Below are 14,883 nucleotides of genomic sequence, written 5' to 3' on the forward strand. Positions count from 1 at the left end.
CAGTCTTGCCGTAGCGGGTGCTTAGCTCAGCGGTAGAGCGTCGCCTTTACACGGCGCTGGTCGGGGGTTCGATCCCCTCAGCACCCACCACGGGAAGTGGAGTGGTAGTTCAGTCGGTTAGAATGCTGGCCTGTCACGCCGGAGGTCGCGGGTTCGAGTCCCGTCCACTCCGCCAATCCGCAAAGGCGCCCGTGTGGCGCCTTTGCTTTATCTACCGTCGGTAAGGATTTGCCGACGCCACCTGTGCGAGTCGCATCATGCTGCAAGCCCTGCGTAACAAGATCCATGGTTGGCCCGCGGCCATCGTCCTCGGCGTCTGCGTGTTCGCTGTTGCCTTCTTCGGCATCGAGTCGTACTTCGTATCGCGCGTCGATACGTATGTCGCGAAGGTGGGCGACCACGAGATTTCGCAGCAGGACTGGCAGAACCGGATGAACGAGCTGCGTCAGCAGATCGCGCAGAATCCCAGTTCGCCGTTCACCGTCGCCGATCTCGAGAAGCCCGAGCTCAAGCAGCAGGTGCTCGACGGCATGATCGCCCGGGTGCTTCTGGACAAGGCCAACACCGATCTCGGCCTGCAGGTCTCCGACGCCAGTGTGCGCGAGGCCATCGGCTCCGATCCCGGCTTCGCCGTGAACGGGCAGTTCAGCCCGGACGCCTATAAGGCCATTCTTTCCATGCAGGGCATGAGCCCGGCGATGTACGAGTCGAAGATCCGCGCGGATCTCGGCAACCAGATTCTTCCGCAGGCCATCTACGCGACCACCCTGGTCAGCGATGCCGATGTCGATGCGTTCTTCCGCCTGCAGCTGCAGCAGCGCGACCTGCGCTTCGTCGAACTGGCGCGTCCGTCACTCACGGATGCCACGGTGGCCGACGCGGATATCGAAGCGTTCTACAAGTCGCACGTGGCCGACTACACCACGCCCGAGCAGGTCTCGGTGCAGTACCTCGAAGTGAAGCAGTCCGAGCTCAAGATCGGCGAGCCGACGGACGCCCAGCTCCACGAGTTCTACGACAAGTTCAAGCAGCGCTATGCACAGCCGGAGCAGCGTCAGGTCTCGCATATCCTGATCGACGTGCCCAAGAACGCCACGCCCGACCAGCAGAAGGCCGCGCTGGAGAAAGCGAAGAAGATCGCCGCCGAAGCCACACCGGAAAACTTCGCCAAGCTCGCCGCCGAGAACTCCGAGGATCTGGGTTCCAAGCGTAGCGGCGGCGACCTGGGCTGGCTGGAAAAGGGCGTTGCCAACGCCGCCTTCGACACCGCGCTCTTCGGCATGAAGAAGGGCGAGATCACGAAGGAGCCGGTGCTGTCGCCGGAAGAGGGTTACCACATCATCTGGCTGCGCGATGCCCGCGAGGGTGACGCCAAGCCGTTCGCCGACGTGCGCGCGCAGCTTGCCGCGGACTGGGCGAAGGGCGAGGGCGAGCGTCTCTACAACGAGCGCGCCGGGCAGCTGGCCGATCTGGCCGAGCGCAACCCGGGCTCGCTCGATGCCGCCGCGAAGGAACTCGGTGTCGAGATTCGTACCACGCCGATGTTCGGTCGCCAGGGTGGCGAAGGCCTGACTGCCGATCCGAAGTTCGTCGCCGCCGCGTTCGCGGACGACGTGCTCAACCAGGGCAACAATTCCTCGTTGGTCCAGGTCGACAAGGGCGACGCCATCGTCATGCATCTTGCCAAGCATGCCGCCGCCGCGCCGAAGAACCTGGCCGATGTCCGCGACGCGATTCGTCAGCGCATCCTCGACGAGCGTGTCGACGCCATGGCGAAGAAGCAGGCCGACGAGCTCGTCGCACAGCTGGCCAAGGGCGGCGATATCGCCGCGCTCGCCAAGGCCCCGGTGCACGCGGTCGCCGCGCTGGAGCGCAGCAAGCTCACCACGGTGAAGGACGTCCCGCAGCCGATCCTGCAGCGCGCCTTCACGCTGCCGCACCCGGTCGACGGCAAGCCGAGCTGGGCGGTCATCCAGACCGGCGGCGGCGCCTATGCGGTCGTCGCCATCGACAAGGTCACCGACGGCGATCTGTCCAAGGTCAACAAGGCCGAGCGCGATGGCCTGCGCGGCCAGATGACGGATGCCATGGCCAAGGCCGTGACGATCGAATACGTCGAGGCCCTGAAGAGCCGCGCCGATATCAAGATCGCCCAGGACCGCATGTAAGTCGCGGTAGCTTCCATGCTTCACGCAAAGGCCCCTCCCGAGGGGCCTTTTCATGCCTGCCGTCCGTGCGGAAGCGCATGGTGCGCCGGGCCGATTACAATGGCCGCCTTACTGCGTCAAAGGGACAACCCGTGATCATTACCCCGAAGGTTCGTGGCTTCATCTGCACCACCGCTCATCCGGTCGGCTGCGAGAAGAATGTGGAAGAGCAGATCGCCATCACCAAGGCCAGCGGCGCGTTCGCCGCCGGCCCGAAGCGCGTGCTCGTGATTGGTGCCTCCACCGGCTACGGCCTTGCCTCGCGCATCACGGCCGCGTTCGGCCAGGGTGCCGCCACGCTGGGTGTGTTTTTCGAGAAGCCGTCGAGCGAGACCAAGACGGGGACGGCGGGCTGGTACAACTCCGCGGCCTTCGACAAGCTCGCCACGCAGGCCGGCCTCTACAGCCGCTCGATCAATGGCGATGCGTTCTCCGACGAGACGCGCGCCAAGGCGATCGAGATCATCAAGGCCGAGATGGGTGGCCCGATCGACCTGGTGGTGTATTCCCTTGCCTCGCCGGTGCGCAAGCTGCCGACGACGGGTGAAGTCGTGCGCTCCGCGCTGAAGACCATCGGCGAGACGTTCACCGCCTCGTCGGTCGACACCAACAAGGACGCCGTGATCCAGGCCTCCGTCGAGCCGGCCACGCAGCAGGAAATCGACGATACCGTCACCGTCATGGGTGGCGAAGACTGGGCCCTGTGGATCGCCGCGCTGAGCGACGCCGGCGTGCTCGCCGAGCATGCGACCACGGTGGCGTACAGCTATGTCGGTACCGAGATCACCTGGCCGATCTACTGGCACGGCACGCTGGGCCAGGCCAAGCAGCATCTGGATCGCACCGCCAAGCAGCTGGGCGAGACGCACAAGGGCCTGCGTTCGTACGTCGGCGTGATGAAATCCGTCGTCACCCAGGCGAGCTCGGCCATCCCGGTGATTCCGCTGTATGTGTCCATGGTCTTCAAGATCATGAAGGCCAAGGGTATCCACGAGGGCACCATCGAACAGATCAACCGCCTGTTCCACGAGCGTCTGTACCGCGCGGACGGCAAGGCGCCGGAGACCGACGCCGAAGGCCGCCTGCGCCTCGACGACTGGGAACTGCGCGACGATGTGCAGAGCGAGTGCAAGGCGCTGTGGCCCACGGTCACCACGGAAAACCTGTGGACCGACACCGACTACGCCGGCTACAAGCACGACTTCATCAAGCTGTTCGGCTTCGACCGCAAGGACGTCGACTACGCGGCCGACGTGAACCCGGACGTGCGCTGGAACGTCGTCGAGATGTAATCGATAACCCGCCGGAAAGGCCATACCCCTGCCCGGCGCGAGCCATTTCATCGGCGATGCTGTTTTTTTTGTGGGAGCCGCTTCAGCGGCGATGCCCTTGCTCGGCAGGAGCCGATGTTATCGGCGATTCCTGACGGTGTCGCAAGCACCCATCGCCGATGAATCGGCTCCCACAGAAAGGCATCGGGGATGACTTGGCTGGGGGCGTCAGCCCATCAGACCGACGATTCAGCCCAACAAACCGACGATATGGAAGCCTGCGTCGACGTAAGTGACCTCGCCGGTCACGCCTGACGCGAGGTCCGAACACAGGAAGGCGGCCACGTTGCCGACTTCCTCCTGTGTCACGCCGCGACGCATGGGCGACACGTTGTCGACCTGCTCGAGAATGCGGCGGAAGTTACCGACGCCGGATGCAGCGAGCGTCTTGATCGGGCCCGCGGAAATCGCGTTCACGCGCGTACCTTCCGGCCCGAGGTTATAGGCCAGGTAGCGCACGTTCGCTTCGAGGCTGGCCTTCGCCAGGCCCATGACGTTGTAGTTCGGCAGGGCGCGCTCGGCGCCGAGATAGCTCAGCGTGAGAATGGCGCCGCCACGCCCTGACATCAGCGGGCGCGCCGCTTTGGCCAGGGCGGCGAGGCTGTAACTGGAAATGTCATGCGCCACGGCGAAGTTCTCGCGCGTGAGGTTGTCGAGGAACTCGCCCTGCAAGGCTTCTCGCGGCGCGAAACCGACTGAGTGGACCAGCACATCGAGGCCGTCCCAATGCTGGCCGAGTTCGGCGAACACGCGGTCGATATGCGCGTCGATACCGACATCGCACTCCAGCACGAGGTTGGAGCCGAACTCCGCGGCGGCTTCGTCGACGCGATCCTTCAGGCGTTCGTTCTGGTAGGTGAATGCCAGTTCCGCGCCTTCGCGATGCATCGCCTCGGCAATACCCCAGGCGATGCTGCGGCGGCTGGCGATACCGACGATGAGGGCCCGCTTGCGATGCAGGAAGCCCATGACCTCAGCGCGACGCGGTGAGGCGCAATACCTGGCCCGGCTTCACGGCCTGCGTCTGCAGGTCGTTCCATTTCATCAGCTGCTCGACACTCACCTGATGCCGGCGCGCGATCGTCCAGAGCGATTCGCCGTCGTTGACCTTGTAGACGATCGCCACGGCCTTGTCCTCTGCCTTGGCGTTCTTGCCGGTCTTCGATGCCTTCGCCACGGCCGTGGCCTTGCTCGACTTCGCCGCCTTATCCGCTTTCGCGAGTTCCGCTTTCGACAGCTTCGCACCCTTGGCGTTCTTGCCGCTCTTGCCGGCCTTGCCGTTCTTCGCGGCAGGCACATCGGCAACCGCATCGTCATCGACCGACGAGGAGGGCTCTTCGATGACAGCAGCGACGGGGCCGAGGTTGTACTGGTCCGCGGCGGTTTTCGGCAGCAGCAGCGACGACGACACCGTGCCCTTCGTGGTGCGATAGGCCGGGTTGAAGTCGCGCAGGTCGTTCATCGACAGGCCGGACTGCTTTGCCGCCTGGGCGAGCGACTGCGGGTTGGAAACTTGCACGACCTGCAACGCGTCCTCGCCATCCTGGCGCGGCAACTGCACGTTGAAGCGGGCAGGGTCGCGCACGATGCAGGCGATCGCCATGAGCTTCACCAGATGCTCCCTGGTGTTCGCCTTCATCGGCACATCCGGCAGGCCTTCGTCCGCCGTCGGACCACCATGCTTGTCGATGGTCTTCTTCAGGCCGAACTCGCCCGCGTTGTAAGCGACGTCGACCAGGCGCCAGTCGCCGAGGTCGTCGTAGTAGCGCCGGATCATGTTCATCACCGAGTTGGTCGACTTGGTGATGTCGAGGCGCTCGTCGTAGTTCTTTTCCACGCGTAGGCCCAGCGTGTGTGCTGTCTGCGGCATGATCTGCCACATGCCGGCCGGGCGATTCTTCGCGCCCGGCACATGGCGGTACTGGCTTTCCACCCACGGCAGCAACGCGAACTCGCCGGCCACGCCATGTTGCGCCGCCGCCTTGTGCGCGTAGACGATCAGCGGCAGCACTTCGTTCACCTGCTGCTCGAAGCGGTTCGGCATCCGGGTATAGGTGCGTGCCCAGCTGACGACTTCGGGACCGGCTTCGCAGCCCGGCATGGCGAAGCTGTCACGCATGTCCGACCAGAAGTCCGGCGCCGCGGCCGGGCGCACTAGCTTCGGCGACATCGAGACGTCCTGCACCGGGGCGACGCTGGGCGCGGGTGCGGGCGCCACGGGTACCGGCCGCTGGGGAGCGGCGGCGCAGGCCGTGAGGACGAGGGGAATGAGTGCGGGAAGGATGCGTCGGGTAAGAGCCATCATGCGGTGAATGTGTCCTTGGCCCGACGCAGCGCGGCGAAGCGCTCCGTCCGCGTGGCGGATTCCTTGCCCTGGGCTTCGACCCAGCGACGAATAGCGTCGCTGTCCACGCGCAGGAAGGGGTTGGTGGCGAACTCGTCCGCAAGTCGGCTAGGCACGGACGGCCGGCCTTCCTCGCGCAGACGCGCCACCTCGTCACGACGGAGGCGCAGGGGGGCATTCTCCGGATCCACGCTGAGCGCGAAGCGGATATTGGCCGCGGTGTACTCGTGCGCGCAGCAGACCAGGGTCTCCGGCGGCAGGTCGGCGAAGCGTTCCAGCGAAGCCAGCATCTGCTCCGGCGTGCCTTCGAACAGGCGGCCGCAGCCGACACTGAAAAGGGTGTCGCCGCAGAACAGGAAGCCCTCGCCGAAGTAGGCGATGTGCGAGCTGGTATGGCCCGGCACGGCGATCACCTTGAAAGTGGCCTTCGGCGATTCCAGGGTGATGATGTCGCCGTCTTCGACGAAATGATTCTTCGGCTGGATGCGTGGGTCAGCCGTGGCATACACCTCCACGTCGTGGTCGCGGACGAGGTCCGAAACGCCACCGATGTGGTCGTTGTGGTGGTGCGTCAGCAGGATAGCCTTCAGCCGCCAGCCTCGCTCGTCGAGCGCGGCCTGGACGGGGGCGGCTTCACCGGGATCCACGACGAAAGCGTTGCCTTCGTCATCGGCGACCAGCCAGATGTAGTTGTCGCTCAAAGCCGCGACGGGAACCCAATGCATCGGGCCGAACTCCGTGACGTCGGTAGGGCGCGAACACCCAGTGAGTGGCCGCCGCTGGGTGATACCAGTCGGGCGGGGCGGCCGGACTATATCAGCCGGGTATATCCCACTCGTTAGGACCTCGTTAACCCGTGCGGGGCCCATTCAAGATCACTACACTGTTCACACATGCCCACCCTGGCCCCCGACATCTATGCGACGCCGCAGATCGGCAAGCTGCTCGCCGACGAGGCCCGCGTGCTCTCGCCGCTGCTGACGCGCTGCACCGGGGAGCATGGCCTGCACCTCACGGCCTCCTTGCACGCGGATCCGCCCGCCTTGCCCCTGCTGGGCCACTGGGCGACCGTGCGGGTTGCCGGCCCCCTCCTGGGCGGCGACATCCGCGCGAGTGGCCTGGAGGCCCTCCCGTTCGCCGACGACGCCTTCGGGGTGGTGCTGCTGCGGCACGCCCTGGAAACCACGGCGCGCCAGGACAATCTCCTCGACGAAGCGATCCGCGTGCTCGCCCCCGGCGGCATGCTCGCGATCACCGGCATTCACCCCGTCGGCCTGTGGTCGCCCTGGGTCGCCCGGCAGGCTCGTGGCACCCGCCCGCGCCTGACCTGGCCCTGGTGGTGGAGCCAGCGGCTGGTCCGCGACGATTTCGAGCTGTCCATGCCGCGGCGGCTGGGCAGCGCCTGGCCGCGCGCCGGCGGTTCGCCGGTCGGCGAATCCATGGTCGGTGGCGGATACATGCTTATTGCGCGCAAAAAGCGTCCGGCAGCGGTACCCTTGCGCCCCCGCATGGCGGCGGTCGAGGCACCCATGCCCGGCACGCTCGCTTCTGGCGCCCGTCGCAACGCACGTGAGTCCATCCCTTGACCGAAATCACCACCGAAACCGTTGAAGCCTTCACCGATGGCGCCTGCCTGGGTAACCCCGGCCCAGGTGGCTGGGCCGCCCTGTTACGCGCCAAGGGTATCGAAAAGATGCTCGCCGGCGGCGAGCCCGACACCACCAACAACCGCATGGAAATGATGGCCGCGATCTCGGCGCTCGAAGCGCTGACCCGGCGCTGCCACGTGCACCTGATGACCGACTCCAAGTACGTCATGCAAGGCGTGCAGGAGTGGGTGCCGAAGTGGCGCCGCAACGGCTGGAAGACCGCCGACAAGAAGCCGGTGAAGAACCAGGACCTGTGGATTCGTCTGGACGCGGCCGCTGCCGCGCACACCGTCACCTGGGAATGGGTGAAGGGTCACAACGGCCATGTCGAGAACGAGCGCGTGGATGTCGCCGCGCGCGATCAGGCGATCATCTACAAGTCGAAGGGGAAGGTGGCATGAGGCAGATCGTTCTCGATACCGAAACGACCGGCCTCGAGGCGCACCTCGGTCACCGCCTGGTAGAAATCGGCGCGGTCGAGATGATCGGTCGTCGTCCCACCGGCAATCATTTTCACACCTACCTCAATCCGCAGCGCGCGATCGACGAAGAGGCGAGCAAGGTCACCGGCATCAAGGACGAAGACCTCGTCGACAAGCCGCTGTTCATCGACAAAGTGGATGAGTTTCTCGACTTCATCCGCGGCGCCGAGCTGATCATCCACAACGCGGCGTTCGACGTCGGCTTCCTCAACGCCGAGCTGAAGCGGGCAGGCGAGCACTACGGGCAGATTGCCGACTACGCCACCGTGCTCGATACCCTGCTGATGGCGCGCCAGATGTATCCGGGTCAGCGCAACAGCCTCGATGCGTTGTGTAAGCGCCTCGGCGTGGACAATACCAAGCGCGACCTCCACGGCGGCCTGCTCGATGCGCAGCTGCTGGCGGACGTCTATATCGCCATGACCACCGGTCAGGGCGGTCTCGAATTCGCTTTCGACGCCAACGACGAGCGCAGCCGCACCAGCGTATTGCAGGACATCGTGATCAAGCGTCGTCCCATCGTCCGTCGTGCGGATCCCGAAGAGCTCGCGCGGCACGCGAAGCGCCTCGAAGCGCTGGACAAGTCGGCGGGTGGGCAGAGCGTCTGGCGGAAGATGGAGACGTCCGACACGATTCACTGAGTCGGCATGTTTCGCGCGGCTTAGGCGGCCGCGCGAAGCAGGATCGCCGTGATGTTGTCGCGGGCACTGCCCTTGAGGGCTTCGAGAAGCAGGTGATCCACGCTTTCCTGCGCGGCGATGTCCGTGCGCGAGACGATGGCGCCGATACGCACGTCGTCCACTTCATCGGTCAGGCCATCGGTGCACAGCAGCAGTCGTGCGCCTTGGGACAGCTCGCCCTTGGCCAGGCCGATGTGGAGCTGGTCCGGCGAGGTGATGCCCAGGGCCTGGGTGAGCACGCTGCGCTGCGGGTGGATGCGTGCCTGGGCCTCGGTCAGCTCGCCGGCCTCGACCAGGGCTTCGACGATCGAATGGTCGTGCGAGAGGCGCTTGAGCTCGCCGTCCCAGATATAGATGCGACTGTCGCCGACCCAGGCGGCCTCATAGGTGCGGCCGACCAGACGCACGGCGGCGATCGTCGTGCCCATGGGGCGGGACTCGGACAGGCCGCTGGACCGGGCGATCAGCGCCTCGTTCACCCGTTGGATCGCGTCCACCAGGGACTGCCCGGCGGTGACCTGGGCCACCACGCCATCGCGCGCCGTGGCCGAAGCCACCTCGCCGTGCTTGTGGCCGCCCATGCCATCCACGACCAGGAACAACCCCAGCCCGGCGTCGGCGTAATAGGTGTCCTCGTTTCGCGTACGGCGAAGGCCGGTATGCGTGCCGTGTCCGAACTCGATCATGGGTGCCTTGGAAGCTGGGGAAGGGCGCCGCGGCGCCGGAATGCTCAGGGAGGATGCCGCATCAAAAGTCTGTTGTCACGGCAGGAGAGACCCACTATCATTGCGGGCCCGGCAGAGCGAAAGCCCTGCCGACGACCGTTCCCGGAGAGGTGGCAGAGTGGTCGAATGTACCTGACTCGAAATCAGGCGTACGTGTAAGCGTACCGTGGGTTCGAATCCCACCCTCTCCGCCAGTAAGCAAAAGGCCCTGTATTTACAGGGCCTTTTTGTTTGGCGGAGATTTACCCGTCGGGTCGCAAATCGGGACACACGAGATCGAGACTTCCGCACTACCTTGTTCGCCCTCCGGCACCTGGCGTTTCCGCCAGCGTGTCCCGGCTGACCTCATCCGCGTCTTCGGGTGTCGGTTCCTTAAAAGGTCCCTACGGACCCGCGACCCCCTGGTTGCCGAGCGCCTCGCGCTGGGGATGCCATCAAGGCGGTAGTGGCTGAAAGCAGTGAGTGCAGGGGCGCTGTTTGAGCCCGCCTTTCTGTCCACTCCGCCGACAGTGTCATGCGAAATCCTTCCCCATGGGACGCCAAAGCGCCATCACCGATGCCCGCTGTTCTCCGTAAAACTCCATGTTGACGAACACAGCATCTGGCCTTTCGAGGACCTGGTAGGCAAAGATTTCCGGATGATCACCGCACTTTCCGTGCTCGACCTGATGGCATCGGGCACGTTCGGGGAAATCGCACCCAAGAGGAATTTCAGGTAGTCATCGGCGGCGGAGGTTGCGTTGTTATGCAGCCTGCATGAGGGCACCGTCATCAACCTGTTCCAGTCTTTTTCCCCAGGAAAGAGACATCTGGCAGGGACATGCTCTCTTCCCGTCGCGACCGCATCACAGTGATAACAGGTGCTGGTTTCGTATTTCATCGGCAAATCCCTTGCAAGGGCGGGGCACGACCCCGCCCGTCTCCTCACCTTGTTATCGAAGGTCCAGCCGCCTGCTGGACGTCTGGCGCCACTTGCTGCTGGACCTGTTGCTGGGCCTGTGCCTGCTGCTGTTGCAGAGCGTTGTTTTGCACATGCGCCAATGATTCCTGGCTACTTTGTGCAATCGGAGTCTGGACGGCCTGCATGACATCGACTTCCACGAACTTCTTGAAGGGGGAGTTGAGTTCACCCTGGATGGCATAGCCACGGTTGGCGTCGTCCGACAGGGCCACATGGTCGATGCGGTTGAAGCCGGCGGCTGTCGCAGCCGAAGTCAGGGAGCCCGCGAAGTTCTGTGTGTGTGGGCCCGGCGCGCGGCCCTGCTCCTGGTCAATTCTTGCCACACAGGTGTGGGCTTGCTCGTAAATCCCGTTTGCCGGATGGCGGGCATCGAGCAGGGTGGGGACGCTCTGGGTGGTCGCCTGCAGGTGGCTCTTCGCCTCACCGATGGCGGCCATCGTCGCCGGTCCTGCCACACCATCGGCTTTCAAACCGTGTGCCGTCTGGAAGGCTTCAACGGCTTCTTTGGTGTGGGCACCGAAATGCTGGTCGGGACGGATGGCACTGCCATCGCGGGCCGTGATGCCGAGAGCGGCAAGGTCGGTCTGGAGTGCCCCGACTGTGGGGCCGTGGTCACCCTGTCTGTGGGCGTGCCCGGCAGCAGCAGGAGCATGGGTGGCAGCCTGGCGGTGTGCCGCCAGGGTGGCTTTCAACTGCGCGTCGGTCAGTGGCGGCGTCTGGTTTGTGGTGCCGGCTTTCCAGTACTCGGCACGAGCGATGCCATCGAGCAGCGCGTTGCGCTCGTCCGGGTTCATGTCCCGGACTTTCTTCCCATGCAGGTCGTGCCCCTCGGCCAACGCTGTCGCGTAAATCGTCTTCGCCTGCGCGTCGTGATGGGTAGCTCCGCTGTAGTCCGCCTTCGAGTAACCCTTGACCAGGTCCTCGACGGTGTCGTCCGCATGCTGGTCGACAACGAGCTTTTTCTGGGCGTCCCGTCCCGCCTCATAAGTCTCGAAGACGGCATTTCCCCAGTGGTCGAGGTCGACCACACCGGCATACCGGGACTGCGCTTGCTCCAGGGCCTTTTCCTTCGAGCGCGTGCTGTGGACCGTCTTGTCCGCACTGCCTTCAAACTCGAACTTGAGATTGCCCGGATTGTTGTTCCGCCATGACACCGTCCCGTCCTGTGCCGTCACCCACGTGTTGTCCTCCATCTCAAAAATGCGGGTCATGCCCTGGCTTGCCACGAGGCGGGTCACCTTCTTATCCGACACAACGTCCATATTTTTTCCTTGATAGAGGCCCTTGGGCCGTCAGATGCCCTTGCTGCAATCGGTGCGGATTTCCTTGCACGCCTGGCCTCCGCCTGCATTGCAGGCGGCCATGGCACGGTCCACGGCCTGTTTCTCGTCCCTGGAGTCTGCCCCGGCACCGCCAAAGGAGCGGGCGGCCGAGTCGCGCACCAGAGAGATGCAGCCGTCTTGTTGCTGGACCAGCACGGTGCAGTCTTGCTTGTTGCAGTCACCTTGCAGTTTTTCCCAGACCGAGTCGGGCGTGGGATTGCCATGCATGAACATGAACTTGCCTGACTTGTGGTTGACCACGAGGGTGTTGAGGAAGACAGGGACCGTCCATTTCGCATCCATGTCCGCAGCAAGACCTGATGCGGGCAACGCGAGCTTCTCTTTTTTCTCCGGTCCGCGTCCTGCCACCACCGATGACCGGACTGCATTCGCGACATGCCACTTGCCGGACTGGCGGACCAGTTCCAAAACTGTGGTTGACGATTTCTCCCCGCTGTCCATCTGCTCGATGTGCACATGCCCAGGGGTCACCTTGACGTAATCGCCATCAAACGGGTCATCGTGGAACTGGCTACATTTCGAACAGGCGATGAGCTTGTCACTGGAAAAATCCGGGACGAACTTGCCGTCTTTCCTGCCAAACATCACCAACGTGCGGTGGCGGACATCGTCCTTGTCGGGAGCAGTCTCGAACACGGCCACGGCGTCCGCATTGGACTGCTCGCCGCTGGATGCAAACGACAGCAAGGTGGTGCCGGCTGGGGCAGCGGCCGTGACCTCGGCTGGAGCCGCTGGTGGTTTTGATGGCGACGATGCAATGGCAGGGGCCGTGGTCATCATCAGGGCAGCCAGTGCCAGTCGGAATGTCCGTGTCATCGCCAACTCCAAATGGGGAAATCCGGAGAGTAACCGAGACACTGCCTGGTGGGTGATAACTGATTCAAATATCCGGCCAGACGCTCTGCGCGTTCGGTGCAGTGAAGACCCGTCAAGTGGTTGTAGCCACTCAATTGCGACCGTCATCGCATTATCCGGAAATGTAGGACTTCCCCTACAGACACCGGCGCCCGGTCTCCCTTACCTTCGCCTGGGAGCGGGGCGGTCTGGCCCCTCAGGGGAACACCATGGACAAGTCGGCCCGCTGGAAGGGCATCCTTCGCAGGATGTGCCTCGGCATTTTTCTGTTCGGCCTGTGGGGCACGGCAGGCGCGGGCCATGCGCCCATCATCTTCTACAACGTGCCGAACTTCTACAGCAGTGGCTGGGACGAGATTCGCTACCAGACGCCCTACGACGCATTTGCGATACCGTGGAATGCACACACGCACGTCTACCCTGCAGGATGTCGTGACTGGAATCTCGTTTCAGTGCAAATGGTGCATGCTGACGGGTATGAAGACGGCGACATTTATGAGGCTATCGCCGACACACGCCTCTACGATTGCTCTCCCGGCGACGCTGGTGTTTCTTACGCCTCTGGTGCGCGGCGCTGGGCAATGTGCCCCGGTTACACTTGGGGGCCATACAATGCAGACGCCTGGCCCGACAGCCAATGTCCGGTTGTGACCCCTGACCCGGATAAGAGCAGGGGCAAACCCCAATGCCCTGTCTGTGCAGTTGGCGACCCTGTCAATCCGGCGACTGGAAACAAATTCGAGTTGGTCGACGTTATCGCGGGGCAAGGAACATTCCCGATAAAGCTCACGGTCGCCTACAACAGTGGTCGGAGCGCGCCGATACTCAGTCCGAACCAGCTCTCGCTGGGCGCCCGTCGCGTACACAACTTTCAAATGCGGGTCGTGGTCGAGACCAACCCGTCGGTTACATCAGCGTACGTGCTACGTCCCGATGGCAAGATGTATGGGTTCGATCAGAGCGGTACGGCGTGGGTGGGAGATCCGGACGTCGCGGAAACTCTTGAATCGACTCGCGACGCCCAGGGAAATATCACGTCTTGGACATACACTCGAGAGGACAAGACACGGGAGACCTATGACGCGACCGGCACTCTGACGGCCGTAATCCGTCAGGACGGGATGGTGCAGACACTGGCATACGACGCTAATGGTCAACTTAAGTCCATTACCGATCCGCAAGGGAGAAGCATTCTCTTTGCGTGGGATGATCAGAATCGCATTTCAGGTATCCAGGGCCCTGCTGGTGAAAACTACGTCCTTGGATACGACGCATATAACAACCTTTCAGTGTTGACGTATCCCGATGGGGCCATCCATCGATACCTTCATTGGGAAAACGACGGCGCCACCAATTTCGCCGGTCCGAATGATCTCACTGGCCAAATCGACGAGTCCGGCAATCGAGTCGATACGACGACCTATAGCTCCTACGGGTTGGTGACTAACACCGTTGGGGCCGTTGGGACGAACCCGACAACCATCACAACCAATTCGAACACCACTCAGAACGCATCCATTTACTCGGTAACTGACGGAACTGGAGTCACGACATCGACTGCCGTCTCCTACATGTTCGGCGTCAGCAAACCGGTGACGGTGACCCGGACCTGCCAGGGCTGTACGACCCAGACGACCACGTACACCTACGATGCCAATGGCCGCATCGCGTCCCAGACCGACGGCAACAACAACGTCACTGCCACCACCTACGACGCCCAGGGCCTGCTCCTGTCGAAGGTGGACGCCCAAGGCACAAGCAACCAGCGCACCACCGAGACCACATGGGATTCACCCCTGCGGGTGCCGCTTGTGCGGACGGTCAAGGACGCATCAGGCACCGTCAAGAGCAAACAGGGCTGGGCCTACAACACGGCTGGTCAGGCAATCGCCCAATGCCTCATCGACCCGGTAGCGGCACCCTCCTATACCTGCGCCTCGACTGGTACTGCGCCCACAGGTGTCCGCCGCACGACCACCACCTACTGCACGGTGACCAATGGCAGCACGTGCCCGCTCGTCGGCCTGCCTCTCATCGTGGACGGCCCACGCACGGATGTCACGGACACCGTCTCTTACGCCTGGTATCCGACCACCGACGAATCCGGCTGCGGCACGGTGGGCGGAATTTGCCACCACCTCGGTGACCTCAAGTCCACCACGGACGGGGCAGGGCTGGTCACCACCTATGTCAGCTATGACAAGGCCGGCCGGGTGACCCGGATCAAGGACCCGAACGGGGTCCTGACCGATTTTAGCTACACACCGCGCGGCTGGCTCGCCAGCAAGACGGTCCGTGCCAGCACC

General features: G+C 63.7%; 14 protein-coding genes and 3 tRNA genes. 10 read left to right on the forward strand and 7 right to left on the reverse strand.

Annotated features, from left to right (window positions below; translation table 11 throughout):
- The first annotated feature begins 15 nt into the window (after positions 1–15).
- From VM621_RS05125 to fabV, 4 genes are all read left to right on the forward strand, one after another.
- Positions 16–90, forward strand: a tRNA-Val gene (locus tag VM621_RS05125).
- 8 nt (positions 91–98) lie between these two features.
- Positions 99–175: transfer RNA gene (locus tag VM621_RS05130), tRNA-Asp, on the forward strand.
- A gap of 82 nt (positions 176–257) precedes the next feature.
- A complete protein-coding gene (locus tag VM621_RS05135; RefSeq protein WP_325467893.1) occupies positions 258–2,168 on the forward strand; it encodes a SurA N-terminal domain-containing protein in 1,911 nt (636 codons plus the stop codon).
- A gap of 131 nt (positions 2,169–2,299) precedes the next feature.
- Positions 2,300–3,499, forward strand: a complete 1,200-nt coding sequence (fabV, locus tag VM621_RS05140; RefSeq protein WP_325467894.1) for an enoyl-ACP reductase FabV — start codon at positions 2,300–2,302, stop codon at positions 3,497–3,499.
- A 228-nt stretch (positions 3,500–3,727) separates the two neighbouring features.
- On the opposite strand, the gene VM621_RS05145 is transcribed toward fabV, so the two are convergent.
- From VM621_RS05145 to gloB, 3 genes are read right to left on the reverse strand one after another with little or no spacing between them, the layout of a single operon-like run.
- Positions 3,728–4,507, reverse strand: coding sequence for an enoyl-ACP reductase (locus VM621_RS05145; RefSeq protein ID WP_325467895.1), 780 nt, complete (start codon positions 4,505–4,507; stop codon positions 3,728–3,730).
- A 4-nt stretch (positions 4,508–4,511) separates the two neighbouring features.
- Entirely contained in the window at positions 4,512–5,843 is a 1,332-nt protein-coding gene (locus VM621_RS05150) for a transglycosylase SLT domain-containing protein (protein WP_325467896.1), read from the reverse strand.
- Complete coding sequence (gene gloB, locus VM621_RS05155) at positions 5,840–6,607, reverse strand: hydroxyacylglutathione hydrolase (RefSeq protein ID WP_325467897.1); 768 nt, start codon at positions 6,605–6,607, stop codon at positions 5,840–5,842. The genes VM621_RS05150 and gloB overlap by 4 nt, the downstream gene beginning before the upstream one ends.
- Positions 6,608–6,775: 168 nt before the next feature.
- Here gloB and VM621_RS05160 point away from each other — a divergent pair, with 168 nt between their 5' ends.
- The 3 genes from VM621_RS05160 to dnaQ are packed head-to-tail and all read left to right on the forward strand — an operon-like array spanning position 6,776 to position 8,654.
- Positions 6,776–7,468: a methyltransferase domain-containing protein gene (locus tag VM621_RS05160; RefSeq protein WP_325467898.1), complete on the forward strand. Its 693-nt coding sequence runs from the start codon at positions 6,776–6,778 to the stop codon at positions 7,466–7,468.
- Positions 7,465–7,932, forward strand: coding sequence for a ribonuclease HI (rnhA, locus tag VM621_RS05165; protein WP_325467899.1), 468 nt, complete (start codon positions 7,465–7,467; stop codon positions 7,930–7,932). Before VM621_RS05160 ends, rnhA begins: the two co-directional genes overlap by 4 nt.
- Positions 7,929–8,654, forward strand: a complete 726-nt coding sequence (gene dnaQ, locus VM621_RS05170; RefSeq protein WP_325467900.1) for a DNA polymerase III subunit epsilon — start codon at positions 7,929–7,931, stop codon at positions 8,652–8,654. Before rnhA ends, dnaQ begins: the two co-directional genes overlap by 4 nt.
- 20 nt (positions 8,655–8,674) lie before the next feature.
- Here dnaQ and VM621_RS05175 read toward each other — a convergent pair whose 3' ends face one another.
- The gene (locus tag VM621_RS05175; protein ID WP_325467901.1) at positions 8,675–9,379 is read right to left on the reverse strand and encodes a PP2C family protein-serine/threonine phosphatase; all 705 of its coding nucleotides are present in this window, start codon (positions 9,377–9,379) and stop codon (positions 8,675–8,677) included.
- Between the two features lie 143 nt (positions 9,380–9,522).
- On the opposite strand from VM621_RS05175, the gene VM621_RS05180 reads away from it, so the two are divergent.
- A tRNA-Ser gene (locus VM621_RS05180) sits at positions 9,523–9,612 on the forward strand.
- 33 nt (positions 9,613–9,645) lie between these two features.
- Positions 9,646–9,864, forward strand: a complete 219-nt coding sequence (locus VM621_RS19570) for a DUF6538 domain-containing protein (protein ID WP_414674489.1) — start codon at positions 9,646–9,648, stop codon at positions 9,862–9,864.
- Between the two features lie 104 nt (positions 9,865–9,968).
- Here the strand turns inward: VM621_RS19570 and VM621_RS05185 are convergent, their stop codons facing one another.
- Genes VM621_RS05185 through VM621_RS05195 form a run of 3 tightly spaced genes read right to left on the reverse strand, consistent with a single transcriptional unit; the run spans position 9,969 to position 12,538 of the window.
- On the reverse strand, positions 9,969–10,298 hold the full coding sequence (locus VM621_RS05185; protein WP_325467902.1) for a hypothetical protein: 330 nt from the start codon (positions 10,296–10,298) through the stop codon (positions 9,969–9,971).
- A 44-nt stretch (positions 10,299–10,342) separates the two neighbouring features.
- Positions 10,343–11,641, reverse strand: a complete 1,299-nt coding sequence (locus tag VM621_RS05190; protein WP_325467903.1) for a peptidoglycan-binding domain-containing protein — start codon at positions 11,639–11,641, stop codon at positions 10,343–10,345.
- A 30-nt stretch (positions 11,642–11,671) separates the two neighbouring features.
- Positions 11,672–12,538: a DUF4189 domain-containing protein gene (locus VM621_RS05195; RefSeq protein ID WP_325467904.1), complete on the reverse strand. Its 867-nt coding sequence runs from the start codon at positions 12,536–12,538 to the stop codon at positions 11,672–11,674.
- Positions 12,539–12,786: 248 nt separating this feature from the next.
- Here VM621_RS05195 and VM621_RS05200 point away from each other — a divergent pair.
- Positions 12,787–14,883 (forward strand): DUF6531 domain-containing protein (locus tag VM621_RS05200; RefSeq protein WP_325467905.1); only part of this gene is annotated, 2,097 nt, incomplete at its 3' end.

This window comes from Luteibacter sp., from assembly GCF_035539195.1.
Taxonomy (GTDB): domain Bacteria; phylum Pseudomonadota; class Gammaproteobacteria; order Xanthomonadales; family Rhodanobacteraceae; genus Luteibacter.